Annotated in this window: 31 protein-coding genes; 8 read left to right on the top strand and 23 right to left on the bottom strand. The window is 59.3% G+C overall.

Annotated features, from left to right (window positions below; translation table 11 throughout):
- Positions 1-15 precede the first annotated feature (15 nt).
- Together ACLTXB_RS09870 and ACLTXB_RS09865 are read right to left on the bottom strand one after the other, a co-directional pair.
- Complete coding sequence (locus tag ACLTXB_RS09870; protein WP_428226853.1) at positions 16-438, bottom strand: DUF3842 family protein; 423 nt, start codon at positions 436-438, stop codon at positions 16-18.
- 24 nt (positions 439-462) lie between these two features.
- On the bottom strand, positions 463-1,314 hold the full coding sequence (locus ACLTXB_RS09865; protein ID WP_110441135.1) for a patatin-like phospholipase family protein: 852 nt from the start codon (positions 1,312-1,314) through the stop codon (positions 463-465).
- A gap of 167 nt (positions 1,315-1,481) precedes the next feature.
- On the opposite strand from ACLTXB_RS09865, the gene cysK reads away from it, so the two are divergent.
- Positions 1,482-2,408: a cysteine synthase A gene (gene cysK, locus ACLTXB_RS09860; RefSeq protein ID WP_428226852.1), complete on the top strand. Its 927-nt coding sequence runs from the start codon at positions 1,482-1,484 to the stop codon at positions 2,406-2,408.
- 107 nt (positions 2,409-2,515) lie between these two features.
- Positions 2,516-3,532 (top strand): LacI family DNA-binding transcriptional regulator, encoded by a 1,017-nt coding sequence (locus ACLTXB_RS09855; protein ID WP_428226851.1) that lies wholly within the window; start codon positions 2,516-2,518, stop codon positions 3,530-3,532.
- 43 nt (positions 3,533-3,575) lie between these two features.
- Here ACLTXB_RS09855 and ACLTXB_RS09850 read toward each other — a convergent pair whose 3' ends face one another.
- The 18 genes from ACLTXB_RS09850 to ACLTXB_RS09765 form a co-directional block, all read right to left on the bottom strand.
- On the bottom strand, positions 3,576-4,565 hold the full coding sequence (locus ACLTXB_RS09850; protein WP_302667883.1) for a TAXI family TRAP transporter solute-binding subunit: 990 nt from the start codon (positions 4,563-4,565) through the stop codon (positions 3,576-3,578).
- 162 nt (positions 4,566-4,727) lie between these two features.
- Positions 4,728-5,993, bottom strand: coding sequence for a sodium/glutamate symporter (locus ACLTXB_RS09845; RefSeq protein WP_008980158.1), 1,266 nt, complete (start codon positions 5,991-5,993; stop codon positions 4,728-4,730).
- 285 nt (positions 5,994-6,278) lie between these two features.
- Complete coding sequence (locus tag ACLTXB_RS09840) at positions 6,279-6,989, bottom strand: response regulator (RefSeq protein WP_008980157.1); 711 nt, start codon at positions 6,987-6,989, stop codon at positions 6,279-6,281.
- On the bottom strand, positions 6,986-8,593 hold the full coding sequence (locus ACLTXB_RS09835; protein ID WP_428226850.1) for an ATP-binding protein: 1,608 nt from the start codon (positions 8,591-8,593) through the stop codon (positions 6,986-6,988). Before ACLTXB_RS09835 ends, ACLTXB_RS09840 begins: the two co-directional genes overlap by 4 nt.
- 96 nt (positions 8,594-8,689) lie before the next feature.
- On the bottom strand, positions 8,690-9,064 hold the full coding sequence (locus ACLTXB_RS09830) for an Asp23/Gls24 family envelope stress response protein (RefSeq protein ID WP_008980155.1): 375 nt from the start codon (positions 9,062-9,064) through the stop codon (positions 8,690-8,692).
- Between the two features lie 101 nt (positions 9,065-9,165).
- Positions 9,166-9,798, bottom strand: coding sequence for a SpoIIIAH-like family protein (locus tag ACLTXB_RS09825; protein ID WP_428226849.1), 633 nt, complete (start codon positions 9,796-9,798; stop codon positions 9,166-9,168).
- A 37-nt stretch (positions 9,799-9,835) separates the two neighbouring features.
- Positions 9,836-10,345, bottom strand: a complete 510-nt coding sequence (locus ACLTXB_RS09820; protein ID WP_428226848.1) for a stage III sporulation protein AG — start codon at positions 10,343-10,345, stop codon at positions 9,836-9,838.
- Positions 10,342-10,833 (bottom strand): stage III sporulation protein AF, encoded by a 492-nt coding sequence (locus ACLTXB_RS09815; protein ID WP_428226847.1) that lies wholly within the window; start codon positions 10,831-10,833, stop codon positions 10,342-10,344. Before ACLTXB_RS09815 ends, ACLTXB_RS09820 begins: the two co-directional genes overlap by 4 nt.
- A complete protein-coding gene (locus ACLTXB_RS09810) occupies positions 10,830-11,894 on the bottom strand; it encodes a stage III sporulation protein AE (protein ID WP_428226846.1) in 1,065 nt (354 codons plus the stop codon). Before ACLTXB_RS09810 ends, ACLTXB_RS09815 begins: the two co-directional genes overlap by 4 nt.
- Complete coding sequence (locus tag ACLTXB_RS09805) at positions 11,891-12,283, bottom strand: stage III sporulation AC/AD family protein (protein ID WP_235397542.1); 393 nt, start codon at positions 12,281-12,283, stop codon at positions 11,891-11,893. Before ACLTXB_RS09805 ends, ACLTXB_RS09810 begins: the two co-directional genes overlap by 4 nt.
- Positions 12,280-12,474, bottom strand: a complete 195-nt coding sequence (spoIIIAC, locus tag ACLTXB_RS09800) for a stage III sporulation protein AC (RefSeq protein WP_008980149.1) — start codon at positions 12,472-12,474, stop codon at positions 12,280-12,282. Before spoIIIAC ends, ACLTXB_RS09805 begins: the two co-directional genes overlap by 4 nt.
- Positions 12,475-12,504: 30 nt before the next feature.
- Positions 12,505-13,014 (bottom strand): stage III sporulation protein AB, encoded by a 510-nt coding sequence (locus tag ACLTXB_RS09795; protein WP_428226845.1) that lies wholly within the window; start codon positions 13,012-13,014, stop codon positions 12,505-12,507.
- Positions 13,015-13,920, bottom strand: a complete 906-nt coding sequence (locus ACLTXB_RS09790; protein ID WP_428226844.1) for a stage III sporulation protein AB — start codon at positions 13,918-13,920, stop codon at positions 13,015-13,017. It lies immediately after the preceding gene.
- A gap of 117 nt (positions 13,921-14,037) precedes the next feature.
- Entirely contained in the window at positions 14,038-14,883 is an 846-nt protein-coding gene (gene folD, locus ACLTXB_RS09785) for a bifunctional methylenetetrahydrofolate dehydrogenase/methenyltetrahydrofolate cyclohydrolase FolD (protein WP_428226843.1), read from the bottom strand.
- 2 nt (positions 14,884-14,885) lie between these two features.
- Positions 14,886-15,830 (bottom strand): prolipoprotein diacylglyceryl transferase, encoded by a 945-nt coding sequence (gene lgt, locus ACLTXB_RS09780; RefSeq protein ID WP_428226842.1) that lies wholly within the window; start codon positions 15,828-15,830, stop codon positions 14,886-14,888.
- The gene (yfmH, locus tag ACLTXB_RS09775; RefSeq protein WP_428226841.1) at positions 15,827-17,110 is read right to left on the bottom strand and encodes an EF-P 5-aminopentanol modification-associated protein YfmH; all 1,284 of its coding nucleotides are present in this window, start codon (positions 17,108-17,110) and stop codon (positions 15,827-15,829) included. Before yfmH ends, lgt begins: the two co-directional genes overlap by 4 nt.
- Position 17,111: 1 nt before the next feature.
- Positions 17,112-17,753 carry a M16 family metallopeptidase gene (locus ACLTXB_RS09770; RefSeq protein ID WP_428226840.1) on the bottom strand — a complete coding sequence of 214 codons (642 nt, stop codon included), beginning with the start codon at positions 17,751-17,753 and terminating at the stop codon, positions 17,112-17,114.
- Positions 17,678-18,394, bottom strand: coding sequence for a hypothetical protein (locus ACLTXB_RS09765; protein WP_428226839.1), 717 nt, complete (start codon positions 18,392-18,394; stop codon positions 17,678-17,680). The genes ACLTXB_RS09770 and ACLTXB_RS09765 overlap by 76 nt, the downstream gene beginning before the upstream one ends.
- A gap of 267 nt (positions 18,395-18,661) precedes the next feature.
- On the opposite strand from ACLTXB_RS09765, the gene ylxM reads away from it, so the two are divergent.
- The 5 genes from ylxM (at position 18,662) to rimM (ending at position 21,541) form a co-directional block, all read left to right on the top strand.
- On the top strand, positions 18,662-19,027 hold the full coding sequence (ylxM, locus tag ACLTXB_RS09760; protein ID WP_008980141.1) for a YlxM family DNA-binding protein: 366 nt from the start codon (positions 18,662-18,664) through the stop codon (positions 19,025-19,027).
- Between the two features lie 3 nt (positions 19,028-19,030).
- The gene (gene ffh / locus ACLTXB_RS09755; protein ID WP_428226838.1) at positions 19,031-20,410 is read left to right on the top strand and encodes a signal recognition particle protein; all 1,380 of its coding nucleotides are present in this window, start codon (positions 19,031-19,033) and stop codon (positions 20,408-20,410) included.
- 70 nt (positions 20,411-20,480) lie between these two features.
- Positions 20,481-20,720 (top strand): 30S ribosomal protein S16, encoded by a 240-nt coding sequence (gene rpsP / locus ACLTXB_RS09750; RefSeq protein ID WP_008980139.1) that lies wholly within the window; start codon positions 20,481-20,483, stop codon positions 20,718-20,720.
- A gap of 18 nt (positions 20,721-20,738) precedes the next feature.
- Positions 20,739-20,969 carry a KH domain-containing protein gene (locus tag ACLTXB_RS09745; protein ID WP_008980138.1) on the top strand — a complete coding sequence of 77 codons (231 nt, stop codon included), beginning with the start codon at positions 20,739-20,741 and terminating at the stop codon, positions 20,967-20,969.
- Positions 20,970-21,043: 74 nt separating this feature from the next.
- On the top strand, positions 21,044-21,541 hold the full coding sequence (gene rimM / locus ACLTXB_RS09740; protein ID WP_428226837.1) for a ribosome maturation factor RimM: 498 nt from the start codon (positions 21,044-21,046) through the stop codon (positions 21,539-21,541).
- A gap of 33 nt (positions 21,542-21,574) precedes the next feature.
- On the opposite strand, the gene ACLTXB_RS09735 is transcribed toward rimM, so the two are convergent.
- Positions 21,575-22,708, bottom strand: coding sequence for a DUF4317 domain-containing protein (locus tag ACLTXB_RS09735; RefSeq protein WP_428226836.1), 1,134 nt, complete (start codon positions 22,706-22,708; stop codon positions 21,575-21,577).
- A 155-nt stretch (positions 22,709-22,863) separates the two neighbouring features.
- On the opposite strand from ACLTXB_RS09735, the gene ACLTXB_RS09730 reads away from it, so the two are divergent.
- Complete coding sequence (locus ACLTXB_RS09730) at positions 22,864-23,268, top strand: NifB/NifX family molybdenum-iron cluster-binding protein (RefSeq protein ID WP_110441830.1); 405 nt, start codon at positions 22,864-22,866, stop codon at positions 23,266-23,268.
- 117 nt (positions 23,269-23,385) lie between these two features.
- Here the strand turns inward: ACLTXB_RS09730 and ACLTXB_RS09725 are convergent, their stop codons facing one another.
- Both ACLTXB_RS09725 and ACLTXB_RS09720 read right to left on the bottom strand, forming a co-directional pair.
- Positions 23,386-23,817, bottom strand: a complete 432-nt coding sequence (locus ACLTXB_RS09725) for a hypothetical protein (RefSeq protein ID WP_428226835.1) — start codon at positions 23,815-23,817, stop codon at positions 23,386-23,388.
- Position 23,818: 1 nt separating this feature from the next.
- Positions 23,819-24,652: a histidinol-phosphatase HisJ family protein gene (locus ACLTXB_RS09720; protein ID WP_428226834.1), complete on the bottom strand. Its 834-nt coding sequence runs from the start codon at positions 24,650-24,652 to the stop codon at positions 23,819-23,821.
- Between the last annotated feature and the right edge of the window lie 75 nt (positions 24,653-24,727).

The following is a 24,727-nucleotide window of genomic DNA, read 5'->3' as shown; positions in this document are numbered from 1 at the left end:
CCATGCGGTAGTCCATCAAGCATCCTCCTCTTCCAGGTAGCGGGTGGCTTCCTCTACCACCAGCTTCACATAGCCCGCCAGTCCCATCTCCTGGGTACCGGCCACCCATACGCCGCAGCTGTTCATGGGCACCAGAAACTTTCTGGCCCGGCAGCTGCCCACCGCTTGGGCCATAACAGGGGTAACCTCCCCTAAAATGGCGTCAGATACGACAATACCCATGGGGCCCAGCACTGCATCCGCATCCTGTACTCCCCGCACCACCGGGTTCTCTCCGGTGGCCGCTTGGTCCGCTCCCGCCTTCTGCATGGTGGAGGTGGCCACCCCGTTGGTTCCGATGACCAAAATATGGGCCTGCGGCATCCGGGCGCGGGTCTCCTCCACCAGCAGCTTTCCAAGACGGCCTCCCTGACCGTCAATGATCACGATTTTCTTCATACTCTCTCCTTGTGTATTTCTCTCTCAGCGGCCCAGGAAGGATTCCAGCTCCTCCATCCGCTCCACGCCGTGCTGATAGCCCTCTCCCCACAGCAGGCGCAGCTTTTCCACGTTGTGCTCGATACGTCCCACTCCGTGGAGGGAGTCAGGGGCAAAGATCAGCACCTTGCCCTGGCGCTCCAGCTCAAACAGCTCCTCTTTATCCGCGTTGTACTTCTCTGCCCGCTCCCGCATCGTCTGGCAGAAGTTGGGGTACTCACGGTAGCGCCGCTCAATGAGACGCTGGAGTTTCTCCGCCTTGCGCACAAAATCCCGGGGCTTTGTCAGGATCACTACGGCACGGTCACACCCCTGCTCAAAGGCCCGACGGAAGGGGATGGCATCTGCCGCTCCGCCGTCCAGATAGGGTTTGCCGTCCAGGTGATAGATGGGGAACATCAGCGGCAGGGCACAGGTAGCCTGAAGCAGCAGGAACTTTTCATCCCGCCGGGGCACCTCCATATACTCCGCCTTGCCGGTGTCCAGATTGGTCACCACCGCCTCTACGTGTCCGGGAAAGGCGGCAAAGGTATCATAGTCAAAGGGAACCAGTTCGTTGGGGATGGTCTCATAGGAGAACTCCAGGCCAAAATAGCTGCGGTTATGCTTATCCACCAGATTTTTCAGCCCCATATACCGCCGGTCGTTCACAAACCGGGTAAGGATCTCCAAGTTGCGCTGAGGTTGTTTGGAGACATAGCTCACCCCGTAGGCGATGCCCGCCGACACACCGATCACATAGTCCACCATCAGATCCTTGGAGAGCATGGCATCCATCACGCCGGTGGAATAAATGGTGCGCAGCGCGCCCCCTTCCAATACCAAACCAGTTTTCATGGTCTTAAAACTCCTTTCCGGAACAAAACGCGTTGGATTGGCTTACATAAGTCAATTCCGTACCATATATTATACCCTCTTCCCCTTCCCATTGCAAATGGCACATTGACAACCTTTTGGGCGGGCGGTATGATGAGAGACAACAAAATTACAGGAGGCGACCAGTGATGGCCAAGATCGTTCATACCGTAGAGGAGCTGATTGGAAACACCCCTCTGTTCCACCTGGAGACCAATCCCCAGACCGGAGCCCGTCTGCTTGTAAAGCTGGAGTTTCTTAACCCCGGCGGCAGCACCAAGGACCGGGCTGCCCTTTCCATGGTACGTAACGCCGAAGAGCGGGGTCTTCTCGCCCCCGGCGGCACCATTATCGAGCCTACCTCCGGAAACACCGGCATCGGTCTGGCCTGTGTGGCCGCCAGCCGAGGTTATCGTCTGATCCTCACCATGCCCGACACCATGAGTGCAGAGCGGCGGGCCATGCTGGCCGCTTACGGTGCCCAGCTGGTGCTCACCCCCGGCGCTCAGGGGATGCAGGGGGCCGTGGACAAGGCGGAGGCTCTGGCCAAGGAGATCCCCGGCAGCCTCATCGCCGGACAGTTTGAAAATCCCGCCAACCCGGATGCCCACTACCGCACCACCGGTCCGGAGATCTGGGAAGACACCCAGGGCCAGGTGGATGCCCTGGTGGCCTGTGTAGGTACCGGCGGCACTATTACCGGCACCGGCCGCTATCTGAAGGAACAAAACTCCGCCCTCCATGTGGCGGCGGTGGAGCCTGACGCCTCCCCCCTGCTCTCCGGCGGCCAGGCCGGCCCCCACCAGATTCAGGGCATCGGCGCCAACTTCATTCCCGCCGTACTGGACCGCTCCCTGCTGGACGAGGTGGTCCGGGTCACCGACGAGCAGGCCTTCCAGACCGGCCGGGAACTGGCCAAGCATTTTGGCCTGCTGGTGGGCATCTCCTCCGGCGCCGCCGTGTGGGCCGCCCGCCAGCTGTGCGCCCGGGAGGAGTTCCGGGATAAAACCGTGGTTGCCGTTCTTCCCGACTCGGGGGACCGCTATTTCTCCTCCCCCATGTTCGCCCAGGAATGACTGTCTCCCCCTCCGTTCTGCCGCAATTTTTCCTTAATTTTATCTATTTTTTCTTGTTATTTTAGAAAAAATTGTGTATAATTTACATGCAGAGGAGGGTGATTCAGATGGCAACTTTAAAAGATATCGCCGCTGCCACCGGGATCTCGGTATCCACCATTTCCCGGGTACTCAATCAGGATGAGAGTATCAGCGTCACCTCTCAGACCCAGCAGAAGATCCTGGAAGCGGCCCAGGCGCTGGGCTATGTGCCGGTGCGCAGCCGAAAGAGCGAGGGGGACCGGGCCCTGAAAATTGGTATCGCTCAAATGTTTGAGAGCGAGCAGGTCATGCAGGACCCCTACTATCTGTACATGAAAAATGCCCTGGAGCAAGTGTGCTTCTCCCGAGGGGTTGAGACTACGCCTCTGTTTCGGGACCAGCAGGGCAACTTTGCTATGCAGGGCGAAGGAGGACTGGACGGAATCTTTGCCATCGGCAGCTTCACCTGGCAGGAGATCCGTAGCTTTCAAAAGCTGAGCCGCCACGTGGTTTTTGTGGACTCCTCCCCCGACGATGAACAATTTTTCTCTGCTGTGCCCAACTTCCATCTGGGCGTGCGGCAGGCGCTCAACCATCTGCTGGATGCCGGCCATGTGAAGATCGGCTTTATCGGCAGCCACTTCACGCTGCAGGAGACCCATGACCTGAAGCTGGACGCCCGGCTGTACTACTTCCGCAACAGTCTGCAGGACAAGGGGCTCTACCGTCCGGAGTGGGCGCTGGACTGCGAGATGACCTCGCCCTTCGCCTACCAGGCCCTCAGCCGCGCCATTAAGGAGTGGGACCAGCCTCCCACCGCCCTGTTTATCTCCTCCGACGCCATGGTGCAGGGCGTGCTGCATGCGCTGGACGAGGCAGGCTGGGCAATTCCGGAACAAATCAGCCTGATTGCCTTCAATGATACGCCCCTGTCTCAAAACGCCACACCACCTCTCTCCTCCGTGCGGGTACTCCAGCACGAACTGGCGGTGGCAGCCATGACTGCCATGGAGCTGAGCCGTTCGGGAGCTCAATACCCCTTTAAAACCGTAGTCCCCTGTGTATTTGTGGATCGGCGCAGCGTGGCCAAGGCGAAAAAATAAAGAAAAAACATGTGCCCGGGAGTTTTCTCCCGGGCACATATTCTTACTCCAGAATTCCCTGGTCTTCGTAGAACTCCCACGCCCCCAAATGCAGAGGGATGGGCAGATCCTGGCAGACAAATTCTCTGTCTGCCATCTCAGCCAGGGCCGGGTGCTCCTTGGTCAGCTTCTCGGTGGCTGCCCAGATCTCCTGGGTGATCTGATAGACCAAATTTTCAGACATAGAGGCATCGACACACAGCAGGCACTTGACCCCGAAGGTATCTACATCTTCCTCCTGCCCCGCATAGGTCCCCGCCGGAATGACCACCGGATAATATGACTGATTCTCGGCCAAAATGGCCTCCAGCTCCTCCTGGGTATATTTCAGAAGCTGACAGGGCTGGTTTTGGGCCAGTTCCTTCAGTCCTCCCACCGGCGCGCCGGAGAAGCCATGGATGGCATCCAGTTCGCCCTGCTCTACCATCCGTGCCCCATCGCCCAGTCCGCAATTGAGCAGCTGCGTTCCTCCCTGGTCCAGACCAAGCACTGTCACCGCTGTACGGGCAGACAGCTCCGTGGTGGATTCCTGGGGACCCACGCCAATCCGCTTGCCTACCAAGTCATGGACATACTCCGCACCTACAGACTGGGGCGCAATCCAGTTGGAGGTACTGACATAGAGGGCCGCCACCGCCCGCAGACTCTCCATAGGCTGGGAAAAATCATCCTGCCCATAGTAGGCAGCGTAGGCCACGTCACCGGATACCAGCCCCAGATCGATTTCTCCCCCAACCAAGCCCCGCACGTTCATCGCCGAGCCGGTGGATGCTCCGATATTCACTTTGATGGAGCTGTCTCCGTTGGTAATAGCCTGGGCAAGGGCGCTGCCCACGGTATACATCGTCCCGCCGCTGTCGGCTGTGCCGATGGTCAGCACGGTCAGCCCTTCCTCTCCAGAGCCGGTTCCGCCGCCAGTACCGCAGCCTGTGAGCAAAAGGCACAGTGCCGCCCCCATCAACAGCGTTTTTCTCCACACGCCTGTGTCCGCCATGGTCTCCTCCCGTTTTACAATACACTAATAGGGTCCCTCTCTTCTTTTCGGCACTACTATACCACAGTTCACCCCGTTTTCACAATCGGAAGAACCCACAAAAACCACTCCGCGGCGCTGCAAAAGCAGCGCCGCGGGGTGGGTGTAGGAAGAGGGAAATGTTCAGGCTGCAAAGATGCTTCCGAACAAAGAGAGGAAAATCGGGTTGTAAATGTCGTCGATAATCACGGCGAAGGAGGGGTAGAGCACCCAGGCCACATTGTGCCAGCCATACTGATCCATGACCGCCTTTTCGTTGGCCACGGCGTTGGGTCCGGAGCCGCAGCCCCAGCCGCAGTTGCCGGCCGCCATGACAGCTGCACCGTAGTCCCGGCCGAACATGTTGAAGGAAACGAAGATGGCAAACACAGCCATGAGGACCGCCTGAACCAGCAGGATCACACCCATCTGGCCGGCCACACCAGCCAGAGCGGTAATGTCGATGGTCATCAGCACCAGAGCCAGATAGAGCTCCAGGAACATGTGCTCAATGGCGTCCACCTCAGGAGTGTAGAACTTGATATTCAGGGCCTCCATCACATTGCGGGCAATGGCGCCGGCAAACAGACAGCCGATGAACTTGGGCATCTCGATCATGGGGATGTTGTCCAGGATGCAGTAGATGGGCATACCCAGAGCACACAGCAGCAGTACCATGCCGAACATGGAGACCATACGGCTGTTGCTCAGCTCGTTGATCTTGCCGTCCACAGCGGACTCAGGTTTGTCGTTGGGGTCAGACTTCAGACCGTGGCGGCTGATGAGGAAGGCAGCCACAGGACCGCCGATGAGGGAACCCATCACATTGCCCAGGGTGCCGGCAGTGACGCCCACCGCGGTGGCGGACTCAGGAGCACCCATTTTCTCGATAAAGATCGGACCGAAGGAGGCAGCGGTTCCGACGCCGCCGGACATAGCAGAGGAGGAGCACTGCAGAGCCAGGAAGGGATTCAGGCCGATGAGCTGGCCCACCAGCACGCCCAGAACATCCTGCAGGGTAATGAGCAGGCAGGCGGCAATGGCGATCTTCAGGCACAGCTTACCACCGGCGTGGCGGATCAGCTTCCAGCTGAAGCCGAAGCCCACGCACATAAAGAAGATGTTCTGACACAGATCCTGAATGGTGCTTACATTAAAGGAGATGGCGATGAGGCCGCTGCCCTTCAAAATAGCAACTACAATGGAAAACAGCAGGCCGGACACCACCGGGGCGGGGATCGCGAATTTCCGCAGCAGAGCGGAGCGCTTGACGATGGCATGTCCCAGGAAGATCACGATGGCCGCGAAGCCCAGGCTGGTCAGGTACTCAAACTTGAATGAACTGACCGCCCCGTCTACCCCGGGGGTGTAGGTGCCAAAATACGCTAGGATTTCTTCTACCGTTGGCATAAAAATACCTCCTTGTTTCTCTCTCCGCACACGCTCCGGCTCCCTCTCGCCGTGATAGACAGCGTGCGGTTTTCTTAACAAAAAGTTTAAATAATTCAGTAGAGAAAGTCAATTTAAGTACGTATTGAAGACCTTTTGTAAGTAAAGTAACAAAAGATCCGCTTGTGGGACATCCACAAACGGATCTTTTATTCCGGGCAATCTGTGCGCATATCTGTATGAGATTTTCGCCATTTACGCCTTTTTCAGAAGAAATGTACAAATTTGAACGCAGCTTTTTGTTCCTTATGTAGATCCCTTTCCCGCTGCACCAAAGTTTCCGGTGTAGCGGTAGCGGATGGAGGGACGGCCTCCAGTCTGGTAGTCGATAGAGCTGACCAACTCCCCGGTTTCCACCATATAGTTGACATAACGGCGAATGGTGATCCGGGACAAATGTACCTGTTCGGCGATCTCCTCGCTGGTAAGGGCCTGTCCTTGACTGCGGGCCAGGAAGTCCTGAATCAAACGCAAAGTGGCTCCATTGAGTCCTTTGCTCAGCTGAGGCGCGCTTTCCTCTCCGTCCTGGGACTGCAGCAGCTGGTCAATGGCCCTTTGATCCATTCCCCCTGAGTTGGACAGCAGCTTCTGCCGCTGAAGGAACTTGTCCAGCGCCTGCCGGAACCGGGCAAACTCAAAGGGCTTGACCAGATAATCCTGCACTCCCCGGCTGAGCAGAGAGCGCACAATATCTGTATCGCTGGCCGAGGTGACCATGATCACCGCCGGAGCCCGCCCCATGGCATGCAGGTGATCCAAAAACTCCTGCCCGTTCATCTCCGGGGTGTAGTAGTCCAGCACGATCAGCTCCACGTCCTGGTGTGCCAAATACTCCAGGGCCTGTCCTCCGCTCTTGCACACCTGCACCACCTGAAAATGGCGATCGCTCTCCACATACTGCCGGTCAATGGCCGCCACCATGGGGTCGTCCTCTAAAATCAGCACCCGATAGGTCATACTGCTCCCTCCTGTCTGGTAAAGGTCAGGGTAAAGCAGCTGCCTGCCCCCGCCTCAGTCACAATGTCGATGGTACCGTTGTGGCTCTCTACAATCTGCTGCACCAGGGGCAGGCCCAGGCCCCGGCCCTCTCCTTTGGTGGAGACTCCTTTTTCAAAGATGTGCTCCCGCACCGCCAGGTCAATTCCCCGGCCCGTATCCTCACAGACAATGATGTTGCAGTCCGGGCGGCAGTATAGCCCCAACTTGATCTCCAGCAGCTCACCACCTCCCTTTGCCAATTCCTCAATGGCATTCTCCAGCAGATTGCCCACCACGGTGATGCAGTCCTGCTCCTCCAGCAGCAGATCTTCCGGTCGGCAGCTGCTGTCAGGCGCTACCGTCAGGCGGATCCCCAGTTCCGCTGCGTGCATCATTTTGCCGATCACCAGAGCGCACAGCCGGGAGGCACGGATGCAGTCGGCGGTCTCCCGGATGGCCTGACTGGAGACAAGGCCGCTGTTGACGATGAAGGAGATGGCCTTTCCAGTCTCTCCCGTCTGGAGATACCCCAGGATGACGTGGAGCTTATTCATAAACTCGTGGTTGAAAAAGCGCAGGGTGTCCAGCATATTCCGGGTACCCGACAGCTGATCGGACAGCCGCATCATCTCCGTCTTATCATGCAGCACACTCAGCACGCCGTCCAGTCCCTCTTCTCCCCGAATGGGCACTTCGCTGGCCAGTACCTGCCGCTCTCCAATCACGCAGGAACGGTTGTGGAACGTCTGTCCGGTGCTGGCCGCCTGGACACAAGCACTCTCCGGGAAAACCTCCTCCATCTGCCGCCCCTCCAGTTCCCCCTGGGAAGCGCCCAGAAGGCGCTGGGCCGCCTGATTGGAAAAGATGATCGTTCCCTCCCGGTCGGTGGCCACCAGTCCATCCTCAATGGCGTTGAGCACATCTTCCTGCTTGAGATAGAGTTCCAGCAGTTCGGTGGGATGGTGTCCTTTCAGGGACCCCCGCAACAACGCTACGATCCCCCGGGACAGCCCCACACCCAGCAGTAACACCACGCCCAGGATCACCAGGGCGTAAATCACGATCACCCGGTTCTGCTCCCAGATATCGGAGGTAAAGATAGAAGTCATCACAAAGCCGATGATCTCCCCCTGGTCATTTTCCACCGCGTGGAAGGCCCGGCGCTGAGATCCATAGGTGCTGTATCCGGTGGTGATATAGGGTTCGCTGCCCTCCAGGATGGGCACCTCCTCCCCTTCCACGAAGGTCTCGCCGCTCTGCTGGCGGTCGGTGTGATAAAAGCGCAGGCCGCTGGTGTTGTAGATGACGATCACGTTCAGATCCTTCACGTTCTCGCTCAGGCTGTCCAGCTGCCGGGAAACAGCCGGGTCCGGATACCCCTGTTCCAGCATGTCCTCCACCGCTTCCAGCTGTGCAATATAGGCGGCGCTGCTGCGGATGGTGTCATCCATGCTCCTCAGCTGCCGGGTAATATCCACATACAGCATGATCCCCATGGTCACAAGCAGCAAAATGGATGAGACGCTGACAAAGCTGATAAATAGCTGTCTCTCCAGCGGCATTTGTTTGAATTTGGCCAACATGGCTTTCTCCTCCGTTTCGCCCTTGTGTCTCTGCAGCACAGCAAAAGGCGTGCCCGGTTTTTGTATCCAGGCACGCCTTGTGGTTGCTTGTGTGTATTACGCCTTCACCGGGAAGGTAATTCCGCCCACATTCACATTGACAGCGGCAATCTCCAGGCCGGTCATGGACTCCACCGCGTTCTTTACGCCGTCCTGCACCGCCTTGCCCACCTCGGGGATGGTGTTGCCGTAGGACATAAGAATGGACAGATCCACCGTCACCTTCTCATCTTCCATCTGCACATGCACGCCCTTGGCCAGGGTCTTCTTTCCCAGCAGTTCGGCAATATCGCTGCCCAAATTGGCGGCCAGGCCGCTGACTCCCTCCACCTCCAGGGCGGCGGCGGCGGCAATACCAGCCAGCACTTCTTCGGAAATATGGATATTGCCCAGCTCGTCAGAGCGGGAGACATACTCCTTATTCTCGCTCACGGATGGTCACGCTCCTTCACGTTACAGTTCTTCCAGGATACTTGGTGTTATTGTACCACGCCGGAGCGTCTTTGACAACCAAAACCTAAAATTTCTAGCCCTCACTCCACCTCGATGATGGTCACCTGGTCGGCAGTAAAACCGGCATTCTGGCTGACCACATCCAGGATACGGGCGGTATCCGCGTCGGTGAGTCCCCCTTCGGGCGCAGCGACTGCCAGGCTCAGAGAGTTTTCCCCAATAAAGGCCACACAGTCGGTATACCCCTTGGCAACGATCATGTTTTCGATTTGGGCCTCGGTAACGGTGTAATCGGCCATGGTTTGGATGCTCTGATTGGCCTCATCCCGCAGGGTCTGATCCGCATCCTCCCGTGCGGCGGCATCCTGGAGCAGGCTCAGGGCGCTGTCCCGAGACTGCTGGCGGTTGAGCCTGGCATTGGCAAAGTAGTCATCGCCGCTCTCTGCACCGGTCTGCTGGCCATCGGTGCTGCTCTGGTCCCCCTGCTGGGCAGCGTCGTCCTGCTGGGACGAACTGGAGCTATCCGAGCTGGAACTGCCGGACACCAGCGGATCTTCCTTCCCCACCATGGTGGACTCTCCCAACGTTTTGCCTGCCTCCTGCTCATAGCTCCAGTTTAAGTACACCGCCGCACACACGAACACGGCGATCACCGCTACCACCGCGTTGCGCTTCCAAAGCTGGGACACGCCCTTCTTGTTCCCTGTTTTCATTGCTGACTTCCTCCCTATTCATTTCAAAGTTTCGGCCTCAGGCCGCGCTTTTGCATACGGAAATATGATTGCTGCCCAGCCCGGTGACGGCGGAGACCGCCTCCATCACCGCCAGGCGCACCTGGGGATCGTCCCCGCCGGGACATACCACCAGTGCCCCCCGGAACTGGGGAGCCACCGTCTGGAGGGGTACTACATCCTGACTGCCCGACCCCCGGCCCACCGTCACGGCGGTTGTGCTGCTGTCGCCCTGGCTTCCCTGTTCCTTGTCCTGGGCCAACACCTGGCGGCTGCTGCTCTGCAAGGACAATACCACCTGGGCCTCTCCGGCTCCCTGGATTTGGGAGATGGTATGGGCCAGCTTCTCTTCAAACGCCTCCAGATCAAATTCCTCCTGGACCGTCTCCTGGGTCGCGGACTCCGTTTTTTCTCCTCCCTGAGGCCATAGCAGCAGGACGATTCCAACTGCCACCACCAAAAGGACATAGCCATACCGCTCCAGCCCCTTCTTCCAGACAGACAGCCCTGGGGGCCATTGAAATTTCACGGTGATTCCTCCTTTGTTCCATACTGCTGGCGCTCCGGCGGCACCCCCAGATCCTCCTGGATCTGCTGGGTGAGCTGTTCCCGCTGCACGGAGGTCAAATCCCCTGTCACGGTGACCTGCCAGGGAAGAAATGCCCCGTCCCCCTCCGGGGCACACAGCACTTCCACCTGACACTCTGCCCCCAACTGGGCCGCCTTGTCCACAATATATGCACTGCATTCCTCTTCTATGATGGTTTTCATCGTCTTATCCCGCTGCTGCTCCAGCTCTTGTACCTCCTCCTGAGGCTGCCAGCTCTCCAGCCATTCTTCCGGCTCCACACCCTTCAGACTGGCCAGGGGAGAAAGCAAGGCCGCCGCCATCACCAGCCCCGCTGTCAGCCGCCCCACCCGGCGCACCGGTCCAGGCGGGATCAGCCCCTGGGCCAGGGCACACAGGATGGCCGCCGCCGTCACCGACAGCAGCCACTCGCGCAGCGCCCCTATCATGGCGCTACCGCCGACACGGCGGACACGATGCTCAAAAGCAGCATGAGGGCACAGCTGCCCGTCATGCCCAGCAGCAAACCAAAGGCCCCGCCGATGCTGTCCATCAGAGCGCCCAACCGGGAGTGATCCACCGTCCCAGCCAGGGCAGCAGCCAGCTTATAGGCCAGGTAGTGGAGGGCCAGCTGCAAAAAGGGTGTCAGGCAGATGGCCAGCACCACCAGCATCCCTGCCACGCCCACCGTCCCCCGCAGTACACTGGTGCTGGCCAGGGCGCTTTCCGCCGCATCAGAGAGGATGCCTCCCACCACAGGCACCGCCCGGGAGATGGTCATGCGGGCGGTCTTTACCACCGCCGCGTCCACCGACCCGGCGATAGCCCCGCTGGCGGTGAGATAACCAGTAAAGGCCAACAGCATAGCGGTGAGGAAAAAGACCGCCGTCCCACGCACCAGCCCCGCCAGCTTGCCTAGACCTCCGTTGCCCAACGCGGCCTGGGCACAAGACAGAGCGATATAGGCGTACACCAACGGTACCAAGAGGCTGTCCACCGCGGTAATCAGCAGGTCGGAGAAGATGACCGTCACCCCCTGTCGCACGGCCGCCCCGGTCACCGAGCCGGTGGCAGCGGTAAGCGTAGCCATGGCAGGGAGAATAAGGTCAGCAAAGTCCCCCATCTTGGAGATAGTTTCCCGCCCCAAACCCACCATGGTGGTCATATCGCTCACCGTCAGAGCGGTGATAGCCAGGGCTCCCGCCAGTTCCACCGCTCCCAGTCCCACGGGCTTGTCCTCTTCCAGCCCCTGGGCCAGGCCGCACAGCAGTACCACCGCCAGCAGCTTCAATGCAGTGCCCAGACTGTGGCGCAGCAATCCACCCAACTGATCCACGGCCGCTTCCAGCAGATTCTGTACCCCTTGGCCCAGTCCCCCGTCCGTGGACACGCCATAATCCTGGGCGCTCTCCAGCACCTGGTCGGCCTGAGAGAAGGAGAGATCCACGCCGCATACCGGCAGCACGGTCAGAGGCAACAGTACCAACAAAGCCAAGATCCGCACCTTCACATCAGCATCCCCTCCATCATCTTTAGTACTCCTCCCACCAGAGGCAGAGAGACTGCCAGGGCTAAAATGGTTCCCGCCGTCTCCACAAAGGCGGCCACACCGCTCTCCCCCGCGCTTTTGCACACCTCTGCGGTCAGCCGGGTGAGGATGGACAGAACCACCGTTTTAAAGACAGGCTCAATTAACCAGTCCTCCAGCCCTGCCAGCTCACACAGCCATTTCATCCAATCCGTCACCAGCTTCAGGCTGTCCGCCACCGTCCACAGCACCCAAATTCCTGCCGCCAGCGCCAGCAGGAAACCCAGTTCAGGCGTGCCCCGGCGTACCACTGTGGCACACACAGCAGCAGTCACCGCTCCGGCGGCTACCTTGATCATCACCTCTATCATAGCTGAAACAGAGTTTTGACCAGGGCAAACAGATCGGCGATCTCCTGCACCACCATCATCAGCACCACCACCAGCCCCGCCAAGGTGGTCATCATGGCCTGCTCGTCCCGCCCCGCCCGGCTCAGCACCTGATTGAGCACCGCCACCAGAATGCCGATGGCGGCAATTCGAAAGATCATATCCACATCCATACCCATGCCCTCTTTCGTGATCTTATCCCATTACAGCAGCAAAATCACAAGAAACGCGCCGCCGGACAATCCCAAGGCCTGATAGACCCGGCCCAGACGCCGCCGCTCCTCCTGAGCGCGCTGCTCCTCCCGCTCCAAGGCTTGCCTGGCGTGCTCCAGAGCCTGCCGCTGACTGTCCGCCTCGTACCGGCCCAACACTTCCCCCAGAGGCAGCAGAGCAGCCCGACTATCCAGGGAAAGAAGTTCCAGCTCGTCCACCGCCTGCCGCCAGCTCTCCCCAAAAGGAACCTGATCCAGCCTGGCACAACCTTCGGCGCACCGTTGGAAAAAGCCGGCCGCCGGCTGGGAACACCTCTGCGCCAGAGCGACCATCAGCTCCGGCAGAGCCGCCCCCCGCTCCCATAGCTCCCGCTCCATGAGTTCCAACCCCACGATCATAGACTGCACCGCCCGCAGACGTTTTGTCAGCCCCGCCGCCGCGCTCAGTCCCAGCCAGCCGCTGCCCGCTGCCACCAGCACCGCTCCCACCAGCTTCCACATCTACTCCAGCACCTCCACCCGGTAACTTCGCCGCCCGTTCTTTGTCTCAATCAGGAGCAACCGCTCAAACACCTTGGCCGCCATTAGTTCCCGATACAGAGGACGGCGGGCCAGATCCTCCCGGGCACTTCCGTGGGCGGTAGCCAACAGCTTCACTCCGCACCCCGCCGCGGAAATGAGGGCGGCCACGTCCTCCGGAGCGGTGATCTCATCTGCCGCCAGCACCTGGGGGTTCATAGCCCGCAGCAGCATCATCAGCGCCTGAACCTTGGGGCATCCCTCCAGCACGTCAGTACGTTCTCCCACATCCAGCTGAGGCACCCCGTTCCACAGGGCGGCCACTTCCCCCCGCTCATCCGCCACCGCCACCCGCTGAGGGGCCATCCCCTCTCCGTGGGAGACCATGCGGATGAGATCCCGGAGCAAGGTGGTCTTGCCCGCCCCCGGGGGCGCCAGGATCAAGGTGCTACAAAACGCTCCACTCTGTCCCAGCAACTTTTGTGCTACCGGCGCCGCCGCTCCGGTTACCTGCCGAGCCACCCGGATGGCCGCCGAGGACAGCCGCCCCAGGCCGTGGATCTGGCCGTCCCGCAGTACCGGTGTGCCGCACAGTCCCACCCGGTGTCCCCCCTCTACAGTCAGGTAGCCCCGACGGAGCTGGTCAGCCACCGTATGGACGGAGGCCCGGCTGGCCAGCTCCAGCAAATGCTCCAGATCCCGGCCAGTCACCGGGTTTGTCCCCAGAGACAGCTCCCCCTGGGGAAACACCACCGTTACGGGATGTCCGATCCGCAGGCGAAGCTCCTCCGCTCTGCCCTGCTTGTCCTCCGGAAGATCAAGAGCCGCCCCCCGCAGAGACAGAGGCAGCACCTGGGCCGCCTGCCGGTAGGCCTGACCGTTGTCCATTCTCATTGGTACTCACCGCCTTCGCTTTGTTCCCTACACGTTATGTGGACCGGAGCACAGTTATGACAACAAAAAAGCGCCCCTGGCTAAAGCCAGAGGCGCAAAATCGGTGGTATTTTACTGTTTTCCGTGCTGTTTCGCCGCGTACAGTGTGTTCTCCATCAGCATGGCCCGGGTCATGGGACCAACGCCGCCGGGAACGGGAGTGATGTAGGAGGCCCGCTGGGCAGCTTCCTCAAAGACCACATCGCCGCACAGCTTACCCGCCTCGTTGCGGTTCATGGCCACGTCTACGACCACGGCCCCCTCCTTCACCATGTCGCCGGTGATGAGGCCTACCCGGCCTGCCGCTGCCACCAAGATATCCGCCCGCAGGCACTCCGCCTTCAGGTCGGGGGTCTTGGTGTGGCAGACGGTAACGGTGGCATTCTCCCGCAGCATCAGCATGGCCTGGGGCTTGCCCACAATGTTGGAGCGGCCCACGATCACGCAGTGCTTGCCCGCAGGGTCAATGCCGTACTCCTTCAGCATGCGCATCACGCCGGCGGGGGTGCAGGGCTGGAAGCCCTGCTCGCCGATCATCAACTGCCCCACATTGAAGGGATGGAAGCAGTCCACATCCTTGTCGGGACGGATGGCCAGCAGCACTTCTTTCTCGTTGAGGGGCTTGGGCAGAGGCAGCTGGACCAGGATACCGTCAATGTCCTCCCGGCCATTGAGGGTCTCCACCAGTTCCAGCAGCTCCTGCTGGGTGGTTTCCGCGGGGATAGCATACTCCTCGCTGTAAATACCGCACTCGGCGCAGTCCTTCTTCTTTCCGTTTACGTACACACGGGAGGCGGGGTTATCTCCCACCAACACCACAGCCAGGCCGGGCTTGCGCTCCATGCCCGCCACCTGGGCCGCCACTTCCTCCTTCACCTTGGCCGCCAGGGCCTTGCCGTCCATATAAATGGCCGCCATGTTCAGTCCTCCTTTGTCTCTTCCGCCTGCTCCTGCTGAGCCTTAAGGCGGTTTACGTAAAGATTGTTCTTGTCATGGGGACGGAAGCGGTTGTACAGCAGGATTCCGCCTGCCACCACAAAGCAAACCGCCGCCACCAGCTGAGATACCCGGATGGAGCTGCCTACAAACAGGTAAAGGCTGTCAGTACGCAGGCCTTCGATCCAGGCCCGGCCCAGACCGTACCAGGCCAGGTAGAACAGGAAGCACTCTCCGTCGTAGCGCCGCCACTTCTTCCCCAGGAAATACACCAGGATCAGCCCCACAAAGTTCCAGGCCGACTCATAGAAAAAGGTGGGGTGGACGCCCAGCGTGCCGCTGAGAATTGCCTCATAGCCCGCCTGGTCCACATAGCCCTTGGAGAACATCTCGGCAGCAATGGACTCAGAGCACATCCGCCAGGGCAGCGTGGTCGCGCTGCCATAGGCCTCCACATTCATAAAGTTGCCCCACCGGCCGATGAGCTGGCCGATGAACAGGCCGTGGACGCCAACATCGGCAAAGGCCAGGAAATTGATTTTCCGCACCTTACAGAAGATGAGCAGGACGATAACCGAGGAAATAATGGCTCCGTAGATCGCCAAGCCACCATCACTGTAACGCAGGATGGCCGCCCAGTCCAAGGAGCCGTCCTCCCGCTGGTAGAGCCCCAGGTTGAAGATCACATAGTAGGCCCGGATGGCGATGAGGGCCGCCGGGACGGCAAAGAGCATCATGTCCAGGATATGGTCGGGGACAATGCCGAACCTGGGAGCCCACCGCATACACAGGTAGACGGCCAACAGCAATCCGGATACGATGATAATTCCGTACCAGTAGACAGGGCGGTCAATAATCGGGATGGTAAAGGCCACCCGGTTCAGGGTAAACTCCAGTCCCAGACCGGGGAAGGTCACTACATGGGTCATTTTGCTTCCTCCTCTCCCGGACGGACCACCGACAGGGCCGTGCGCTCCGGCGTCACCCAGCGGGCAATCAGGTTTTCCACATCTGCCTTTTCAATGGTGTCAAACAGGCGGGGGAAATCCAGCAGATCGGACCCGGCAAAAAAGCTTTGAGCCTGACCTACGCACAGGTTTTCAAAGGAATTGAGGCTGCGCACCTTACCGCCGTAGCTGCCCTTTTTGATACGCCGCCACAGGTCAGGGTCTACTCCCTCCCGGACAATTCGCTCCGCCTCCTGCTGCACCGCCTGGCGCACTGCCTCCGGGTCCTTGGACTCGCCTCCGGCAGCCAGGAAGGTCGCGCCGGGCATCGCCTCGTAGCCGTAGGAGAAATTGCGGTTAATGAGCCCCTCCCGGTAGAGCCGGGCATACAGGGGGGTGGAGTTGCCCAGCAGAGCCTCGCAGGCCAGCTCACCCAGCAGCTCCTGCCGAGCGCCTACCTCGCCCCGCTGGGGGGCATCGCCCTTATAGCCCAGCTGGAAAATGGGGATAGAAACCTCCATGGTCTCTTCAATCAAAGGCTGCGCCACCTGCTCCGGCTCCTGAGGGCCGTAATCCCGCCCGGCGATGGGGCCCGCTTCTTTGGGCAGAATCTCCCGGGCAATATCGCAGATCTTCTCCGCCTCCACGGGACCTGCTACGCACAGGACCATATTGGCCGGGTCGTAGAACGCCTTGTGGCAGGCGTAAAGGGTCTCGGGAGTGATCTCAGCGATGGACTCCACACTGCCCGCCACGCTCAGGCGGATGGGGTGGTGCTGATACAGGGCGGCCATCAGGTTGGTGAACACCTTCCAGTCCGGGTTATCCTGGATCATACCGATCTCCTGGCCGATGATGCCCCGCTCCTTGTCCACACTCTCCTGGGTAAACCAGGGTTGGGAGACAAAGGAGAGAAGGATGCGCAGGTTTTCCTCAAATTTCTCGGTAGATTCAAAATAGTATCCGGTAATGGCGCTGGAGGTAAATGCGTTGGGGCTGGCTCCGTTGGCCGCCAGATCCTGGAGGGCATTGCCCTCCTTGGTGTCAAACATCTTGTGCTCCAGATAGTGGGCCACTCCGGCGGGGCTGTCTATCCACACCCCGTCCAGGCAGAAGCGCACATCCATGCCCCCGTAGTTGGTAGCAAAGAAGGCATAGCCCTTTTGAAACTCCGGCTTGGGGAAGACACATACGGTCAGGCCGTTTTCCAGCTTTTCGCGGTACATCCGCTCCCCTACCCGGTCAAATGTCAGCTGTTCCATGTCAGCCCTCCCGTCCTCTCAGGAAATAAATGGTGTCCAGTTCCAGCTTTTGCGCTGCGGCGGCTACCTGCTCCCGGGTGACCCGGCGGATACCCTCCACCAGCTCCTCGATGCCGATATCCAGACCTGCCGCGCTCTGGCCCAGCCAGAACTCTTCCAGCCGCCCCTGGTCGTCCAGGGTGCTGCGGTGACCGTTTATCAGGATGCTACGGGTCCCCTCCAGCTCCCAGTCTTCGATCTCTCCCCGGCGGATGGACTCCAGCTGAGCCAGGATCTCCTTCCGGGCAGTGTCGTACTTATCAAACTCAGTGCCCGAGGACACCAGCAACAGCCCCTTCATCTTCTCCAGGGTGGAGCTGGCGTAGTAACAGAGAGACAGCTTCTCTCTTACATTTAAAAACAGCCGGGACATGGTGGTGCCGCCGAACAGGGCGTTCAGGACCGTCAAGGCGGGGTAATCCTCCTCCCAGCAGGTGATGCCGCCGGTGCGGAAGCCCATGGCCAGCTTGCCCTGGGTCACGTCCAGCTGATCCTCCACATACCGGGGCTCTGTACCGGCATGGAGGGCTACCTCACACTCCGGACACAAACGCTCCCGCGCCTGCGGCAGTCCGGCCAGAGCCTGGCGCATGGCCTGCTCCACCCGCTCCGGCTTGGCGGAGCCGCAGTAGTAGAGCTCAATTTGGGCCGAGGCGAGCAGGGTTGATACCGCTCCCACAGGCTCTGGGGGGTGATGGTCTCCACGTGGGCCACGTCGCCCAGCTTGTCGACCCCGAAGGCCTCCTCCCGACACATCTCCTCCACCAGACGGTGGGTGGCATAGCGGCGCTTATCATTCATCTGACCCCGAATCCGGGCAATGAGGTTCTCCTTTTCTCCCCGGACATAATCCGGGCAGAAACAGCTGTTCTGGGTATAGGGCCGCAGCAGCAGCTCTCCCAGCAGGGCAGCCGCCCCCTCCAGAACCGTCTCTCCCTCCAGGGTATAGGCGTCGTCCAGGAAGCTGGCCACAAAACCCACGCACTGGGTCTCGCCCTTTTTCCGCACCACCGGTTCGATGGCGCCGCCGTACAGCTCGTCCAGAGCCGCGGACAAGGACTCCAGGTCGGGGTGGTCCGCCGTACCCTGGCGCAGCACCGCAGGGATCAGGGCATTCTCCGAGGCCGTCTCCGCCTCCAGAGGGGTCAATAGGGTCACCGACAGGTAGGCACTTTTGAACTTGCCCGTGTGGATGCTCCGCAGCCACACTCCGGGCATCAGCTCCCGCCGTGTTACTTCACTCATGATCAAATAGTTCCTTTCTTATGGGATCTCTCAGCGTTTTGCTTATGGCCGTTTCTGATCGTGGAAATTATCATACCATGCTTTTAGTGGAAAAGCAAAACTTTCCTCTGCCCCGCCTGCCTCCCATTCTGCCCCCGCTCTCGGGGAATATACCAAAAAACGCCCCGGTTTCCAACCATTTTTCAGGTTGACAAACGAGGGCAAATATGGTATGATTCCACTTGTAAAGTTTTTGAACTTTACATTATTACGAGAGGAGGCCTCCCTTTGAAGAGTCAGGCATACCGTATGGCTCTGCTGTACGACTTTTACGGCGATGTGCTCACCGAGCGTCAGAAGGAATTTTATGACCTCTACTACAACGAGGACCTCTCTCTGGCTGAGATCGCGGAAAATAACGGCATCACCCGCCAGGGTGTGCGGGATGTGATCGTCCGGGCGGAGGGTATCCTCACCGACCTGGAAGACAAGACCGGTCTCATCAAGCGCTTCCATGCCATGCAAAAGCAGCTGCAGGAAATCGAGCAGGCTGCCGGCGAAATTCTGGAGCGCTCCCATCGCTACGACGACCCCCAGCTGGAGGCCCTGGCTGTGAAGATCCAGGACATTGCCAAGCTGATGGAGAAGGAGTAACCCATGGCATTTGAAGGACTGACCGAAAAGCTCTCTGCCGCCTTTAAAAAGCTGCGGGGCAAGGGACGGCTGTCCGAGGCCGACGTAAAGGAGGCCATGCGGGAAATCCGTCTGGCCCTGCTGGAGGCCGACGTCAGCTACAAGGTGGTCAAGCAGTTCATTGCCCAGGTCACCGAAAAAGCGGTTGGCGCCGACGTGCTGGAGGCCCTGTCTCCCGCCCAGATGATCATTAAGATCGTCAACCAGGAGCTCACCGACCTGATGGGCGGCACCAGCGCCAAGCTGGAGATCGCCTCCAAGCCCCCCACCATTGTGATGATGGTAGGTCTTCAGGGCGCAGGCAAGACCACCAACTGTGCCAAGCTGGCCGGTCTCATGAAAAAGCAAAACGACAAGCGGCCTTTGCTGGCCGCCTGTGATATCTACCGCCCCGCCGCCATCAAGCAGTTGGAGGTTGTGGGCCAGCAGCTGGATCTGCCCGTCTTCCAGATGGGCCAGGCCAATCCGGTAGACATTGCCAAGGCCGCCATCGCTCACGCCAAGGAGCACGGAAACGACATGGTGTTTCTGGACACCGCCGGCCGCCTCCATGTGGACGAGGAACTGATGGACGAGCTGCGTGCCATTAAGGCCGCTGTGGAGCCCACCGAGATTCTCTTGGTGGTGGACGCCATGATCGGTCAGGATGCAGTGAATGCCGCCAAGGCTTTCGACGACGCCCTGGACATTGACGGCGTGGTGCTCACCAAGCTGGACGGCGACGCCCGAGGCGGTGCCGCTCTCTCTATCAAGGCAGTCACCGGCAAGCCCATCAAATTTGTGGGCGTGGGTGAGAAGCTGGACCAGATTGAGGTCTTCCACCCCGACCGAATGGCCAGCCGAATCCTGGGCATGGGCGATATGCTCTCCCTCATTGAGAAGGCAGAGCAGAACTTCGACCGCCAGAAAGCCCTGGAGATGCAGGAGAAGCTGCGGAAAAACAAGTTTACTCTCACTGATTTCTATGAGCAGATGGCTCAGATTAAAAATATGGGCTCTCTCAGCGACCTGGCCGGGATGCTCCCCGGCGTGAAGGCCTCCGACCTGGAGGGAGCCAACATGGATGACGGTATGCTCAAGCAGATGGAAGCCATCATCCTGTCCATGACCCCCTACGAGCGGGAAAACCCCAGCTGTCTCAACTCCAACCGGAAAAAGCGCATTGCCGCCGGTTCCGGCACTCAGGTGGTGGATGTAAACCGCCTGCTCAAGCAGTTTGAGATGCTCCAGCTCATCACCAAGCAGTTCTCCGGCGGAAAAATGCCCCGGAACATGCGCAAGCTGATGGGCAAAAAGGGCGGCTTCCCCGGAATGGGCGGCGGAATGCCCGGCCTGCCCTTCTAACCTTTCCCTGTTGGTGAAGCGTGGTACACGCTTTCCATATATGAAACAAATTCTTTGGAGGTGAATATAAATGGTCAAGATCAGACTGCGCCGTATGGGCGCTAAGAAGGCTCCCTTCTACCGTATCGTGGTGGCTGACTCCCGCTATCCCCGTGACGGCCGTTTCATCGAGGAGATCGGCACTTACAATCCCGTCGTCAACCCCGCTGAACTGAAGGTGGACGTGGACCGCGCTCAGGCCTGGATCAAGACCGGCGCTCAGCCCACTGAGACCGTTCGTGATCTGCTGAAAAAAGCCGGCGCACTTTAAGGCTGGAGGTCTTGCACAATGAAAGAGCTTCTGACCTATGTGGCCCGGAATCTGGTGGATCATCCGGAGCAGGTCTCCGTTACGGAGATCGATGCCGACGGCGAGACCATTCTGGAGCTTCGTGTGGCTCCGGAGGACACCGGCAAGGTGATCGGTCGCCAGGGCCGCATCGCCAAAGAGATCCGCACATTGATTCGCTCCGTGGCCCAGCGGTCCGGTAAGCGCGTCTCGGTGGAGATCGTCGATTAAAGGGCTTTGACCCAAAAACGTCTGGCGCAGGAATTCCTGCGCCAGTGTTTTTATCCCAAAGGAGGTACCCGCGGATGAACGAACAGTATTTGGAAGTGGGAAAGGTTACCAACGTCCATGGTTTGATGGGCGAGGTGCGGGTCCAGCCCTGGGCCGACTCCCCCGACTTTCTGTGCCGTTTTAAGACCCTTTATGTGGACAAGACCCACTGGCCCATCGAAGTAGAGCGGGCTCGGGTTCATAAGAATATGGTCATCATCAAGTTCCACGGAGTCACCGATGTAAACGGCGCTCTTGCCATGCGCAACGCCATTCTTTACATCGACCGCGACGACGCCAATCTCCCCAAGGGGAGCTTCTTCCTGGCCGACATCTACGGCCTGGAGGTACGGGATGCTCAGACGGATGAGGTGCTGGGCAAGGTAGATGATATCCTTACTCCCCCCGCTAACAACGTGTATGTGGTGCGGGGCGGCAAGCGGGAAATCATGATCCCGGCCGTGGATCAGTTCGTCAAGGAGATCAACGTGGACGAGGGCTATATGAAAGTGGCCCTCATTGAAGGCATGTAAAAGAAGCGCTTCCCGATGGGAAGCGCTTCTTTTTTACTCTTGGATCTGGACAGGCACGCCGTTGAGCTCTACGCCCTCCTCCACCCGCACCAGGATGTACTTCACCCCATTGAGCACCCGGGTCTGGACCAGGTCGCTGCGGTCGGGGTTCACCTTAATGGTCACATCGGCGGTCTTCAGCTCCACCCGTTTGGGGTCCACCAGATTCCGGGGGCTGAGCTGGGCGTCCGCGCCGAAGGCCTCGTCATACTTTCCCTCAAAGGCATCCATATGTTCCTGTGAAACCCCGTTGGCTGACAGAGCCTGACGCACTTCCCGCTTGCCCACCACCAGAGGCTGGGGCTCGTGGCTCTCCTTGTGGTCCTCCATCAGGCCACACAGCTGGTCGTGGACCGCCTGGACCACCTCGTAGCTGCACTCCTCCCCCAGGGTGTCAGAGAGCACCGAGGCAAAGGTGGCCTTCTGGGTCTCGGCAGGCATGGGAGCCGGAGTGTGGAACAGGGCATCAATCAGGGCTTCATGGACATCCTGCACATCTTTGGAATAGTACAGGGCGTTATAGAGATTGGTGCTGCGGTCGTCAAAGGCAGGGAACAAGAAGCCCATCTCGGGCTGGGCCACCACCCAGTCGGGAGACAGGTTGTGGAACTGGTTTTCCTGTACCGAGTAGCTGAGAGCCGGCTTGGTCTCCTTGATGGGGCAGATGCTGCACAGGATGTAGGAGTAGATTTCTGCGGAGCTATCCTCCAATTCCTCCCCGTCCTTAGCTTTGTAAGGCACATCGTAGGCGTCGTGGACCAGGAGGACCAGATAGTTGGTCTCCAGCTCCACTGCTCCAATGACCTTCTGGAAAAATTCCTGCACTGCCTCCTCGTCCTGGAGCTGAGAATTGCGCAGGGTCATGAGCAGCTTGTGCTCTGCCCCGCTTACCACCTGCTGGGTCTCAAAGGTGATGTCCAACAGGTTCTTGCCCAGGGTCCCCGACAGAGTCTTTTTCAGCAGGCCCAGGATCTTCTCATTCTCCTCCTGGGTCATGACTCCAAGAGACTGGTCAAACTGAGAGATGATCTCCCCGTTTTGATTCACATAGCACCCACGTACGTGGGAAATGCCGCTCCGGTCCTGCCGGAAGCGCCGGCGGAGCTCCGCCACTTCTTTTTCGTTCATAGGGTTTCCTTTCCTTGGTATCCCGGCCGGAGCGCCGGGCATCTTTTGTCTCGCGGAGCCCATTATACCACAAAACTGCTCTCCCGAGGCGTGGAATTTGTCTGTCCCTTGCTTTTTCCGAAAATCGGGGTACAATATGTTTGAGGTGTTGTATGATGAAAATCGCGGTAACTTACGAAAACGGCCAGGTGTTCCAGCACTTCGGCCACTGCGAACAGTTTAAACTCTATGATGTCCAAGACGGCCAGGTGGTTTCCTCCCAGGTGGTCAGCGCCATCGGCAGCGGCCACGGCGCCTTGGCTGGGTTCCTTCAGCAACATCAGGTGGACACCCTGATCTGCGGCGGCATCGGTGGCGGCGCCCGCACTGCCCTGGCCGAGGCGGGCATTCAGCTCTACCCTGGTGTCTCTGGCGACGCAGACAGCAAGGTATCTGACCTGCTGGCGGGCAAGCTGGCCTTCGATCCCGACACCCAGTGCAGCCACCACCACGGCGAGGACCACAACTGTGGAAACCACACCTGTGGTGAAGATAAGCACGGCTGTGCTGGAAATCACTGATCCTTTTCTTGAAAAGAAAAGGACCAAAAGAATGTTGTGCGAAACTTTTGTTTCGCCCCGTTGTATCTTACCTGATACACCAAAAATCCGTGACTGGAACATCCAGCCACGGATTTTTTATGTGCTTTGCGTCATGTCTGTGTAATCGGAAATCACCTGATGGGCCACTCCCTCGTCTTCACCAGGTCGGCCTACATACACCAGATACAGGTGCTCCTCCTTTGCTGCATGGAGAACAGCCGGGTCAGTGGTAAAAACCGCCGTAGCCCGGGGAGCTGTGCGCAGGCGTTTGACCACCTTGTAGTACACCTGAGGGTCATCCAGCCCAGTTCCATGCTCCTGGGCCTGCATGAGGCCCCGGAAATAGGAAGCAAGTCCTGCCCCCTCCAGGGCGCGGCGGCACTCCTCCAGAGGCTGGTCGGTCACGCCATACATCCAGACCCCCTCCATCTTCATAACGGACAGGAACTCCTTCACCCCACTGCGGGGCACTCCCGCCGCATCCAGCAGAGCGTCGGGCAGCTGAAAAATAGCTCCTTGCAGCCGCATCTTACTCTCTCCCCTTTCCAAATTCGTCCCAGCTCACCGGCCGCAGGCCGTCTCGTGTCCACAGGTTGGTGTGGGTGAAACCCGCCGCCTGGGCCAGCTCCGCCGCCTGATCAAAGCCGAAGCACAGCTGGGGAGCGTAGTGACAATCCGAGTTTACAATGATTTCTCCGCCAAATTCCTTCAGCTGGCGCAGCAGGGCATTGCCGGGGTAAGGTGTGGTGCGGTAGCCACGGGCCACAGCCCCGGTGTTGATCTCAAAGGCCACACCCTGTTTGACCAGGTACTCCATCGCTTCCAATGCCCGGCGCAGATACCGGGGACTGTCCTCATCGATGGTATGGGCCTGTTCATTGAACTTGGTGACCAGGTCAAAGTGGCCGATCCACTGGCACCCGGTCTTTCGGGGCAGATCGGCCACCAGGTCGTAGTAGGCATCCGTATAGCGGTACCAGTCGCCGCCGAAGTACTCGTCCACCGCCCGCTGGCTGGCTTGGGCGCTCTCGTCCACATAGCAGGCCGCATCCCCCTGCTTCACACAGTGGACAGAACCAATCACATAGTCCAATCCACCGGGATTTTCCCCAAAGTAGTCCAGCTCCATGCCCACAAAGACTTCCATCCGGCCCCGGTATGCTTCCTGGAGTTTTCGGGCAGTCTCCAGGTAGATGGGCACATCCTTTTTGGGCAGGCAGAAGTCCTGGCCGTACTCCTCAAAGCTATGGCCGGAAAAACCGAAGTGGGTCACCCCAAAATCATAGGCCGCCGCCGCCATCTCCTCCAGGGTGCTCTTTCCGTCATCCAAAGTAGAGTGGGTGTGAAAATCGCCAAGCAGCATGGTGAATTCTCCTTCCGTGGCACGTTCTTAAATCATGCAGGTTCGTGATGGGCTCCTGCCTTAGGGACTTGTACT

It is taken from the genome of Flintibacter sp., assembly GCF_046973065.1.
This window is presented reverse-complemented; position numbering and strand designations above follow the sequence as displayed.

Excerpts from the sequence above, each read along its gene's own strand:
- ACLTXB_RS09730 (WP_110441830.1), top strand. The coding sequence starts at position 22,864 with ATGAAAATCGCGGTAACTTACGAAAACGGCCAGGTGTTCCAGCACTTC.
- ACLTXB_RS09855 (WP_428226851.1), top strand. The coding sequence starts at position 2,516 with ATGGCAACTTTAAAAGATATCGCCGCTGCCACCGGGATCTCGGTATCC.
- ACLTXB_RS09720 (WP_428226834.1), bottom strand. The coding sequence starts at position 24,652 with ATGCTGCTTGGCGATTTTCACACCCACTCTACTTTGGATGACGGAAAG.
- ACLTXB_RS09825 (WP_428226849.1), bottom strand. The coding sequence starts at position 9,798 with ATGAAAACAGGGAACAAGAAGGGCGTGTCCCAGCTTTGGAAGCGCAAC.
- rpsP (WP_008980139.1), top strand. The coding sequence starts at position 20,481 with ATGGTCAAGATCAGACTGCGCCGTATGGGCGCTAAGAAGGCTCCCTTC.
- ACLTXB_RS09835 (WP_428226850.1), bottom strand. The coding sequence starts at position 8,593 with ATGTTGGCCAAATTCAAACAAATGCCGCTGGAGAGACAGCTATTTATC.
- ACLTXB_RS09790 (WP_428226844.1), bottom strand. The coding sequence starts at position 13,920 with ATGGACAACGGTCAGGCCTACCGGCAGGCGGCCCAGGTGCTGCCTCTG.
- ACLTXB_RS09805 (WP_235397542.1), bottom strand. The coding sequence starts at position 12,283 with ATGATAGAGGTGATGATCAAGGTAGCCGCCGGAGCGGTGACTGCTGCT.
- ACLTXB_RS09850 (WP_302667883.1), bottom strand. The coding sequence starts at position 4,565 with ATGGCGGACACAGGCGTGTGGAGAAAAACGCTGTTGATGGGGGCGGCA.
- ACLTXB_RS09735 (WP_428226836.1), bottom strand. The coding sequence starts at position 22,708 with ATGAACGAAAAAGAAGTGGCGGAGCTCCGCCGGCGCTTCCGGCAGGAC.
- ACLTXB_RS09795 (WP_428226845.1), bottom strand. The coding sequence starts at position 13,014 with ATGTGGAAGCTGGTGGGAGCGGTGCTGGTGGCAGCGGGCAGCGGCTGG.
- rimM (WP_428226837.1), top strand. The coding sequence starts at position 21,044 with ATGAACGAACAGTATTTGGAAGTGGGAAAGGTTACCAACGTCCATGGT.
- ACLTXB_RS09845 (WP_008980158.1), bottom strand. The coding sequence starts at position 5,993 with ATGCCAACGGTAGAAGAAATCCTAGCGTATTTTGGCACCTACACCCCC.
- spoIIIAC (WP_008980149.1), bottom strand. The coding sequence starts at position 12,474 with ATGGATGTGGATATGATCTTTCGAATTGCCGCCATCGGCATTCTGGTG.
- ACLTXB_RS09840 (WP_008980157.1), bottom strand. The coding sequence starts at position 6,989 with ATGACCTATCGGGTGCTGATTTTAGAGGACGACCCCATGGTGGCGGCC.
- ACLTXB_RS09725 (WP_428226835.1), bottom strand. The coding sequence starts at position 23,817 with ATGCGGCTGCAAGGAGCTATTTTTCAGCTGCCCGACGCTCTGCTGGAT.
- ffh (WP_428226838.1), top strand. The coding sequence starts at position 19,031 with ATGGCATTTGAAGGACTGACCGAAAAGCTCTCTGCCGCCTTTAAAAAG.
- ACLTXB_RS09745 (WP_008980138.1), top strand. The coding sequence starts at position 20,739 with ATGAAAGAGCTTCTGACCTATGTGGCCCGGAATCTGGTGGATCATCCG.
- folD (WP_428226843.1), bottom strand. The coding sequence starts at position 14,883 with ATGGCGGCCATTTATATGGACGGCAAGGCCCTGGCGGCCAAGGTGAAG.
- yfmH (WP_428226841.1), bottom strand. The coding sequence starts at position 17,110 with ATGGAACAGCTGACATTTGACCGGGTAGGGGAGCGGATGTACCGCGAA.
- ACLTXB_RS09865 (WP_110441135.1), bottom strand. The coding sequence starts at position 1,314 with ATGAAAACTGGTTTGGTATTGGAAGGGGGCGCGCTGCGCACCATTTAT.
- cysK (WP_428226852.1), top strand. The coding sequence starts at position 1,482 with ATGGCCAAGATCGTTCATACCGTAGAGGAGCTGATTGGAAACACCCCT.
- ACLTXB_RS09815 (WP_428226847.1), bottom strand. The coding sequence starts at position 10,833 with ATGATAGGGGCGCTGCGCGAGTGGCTGCTGTCGGTGACGGCGGCGGCC.
- ACLTXB_RS09765 (WP_428226839.1), bottom strand. The coding sequence starts at position 18,394 with ATGAGTGAAGTAACACGGCGGGAGCTGATGCCCGGAGTGTGGCTGCGG.
- lgt (WP_428226842.1), bottom strand. The coding sequence starts at position 15,830 with ATGACCCATGTAGTGACCTTCCCCGGTCTGGGACTGGAGTTTACCCTG.
- ACLTXB_RS09870 (WP_428226853.1), bottom strand. The coding sequence starts at position 438 with ATGAAGAAAATCGTGATCATTGACGGTCAGGGAGGCCGTCTTGGAAAG.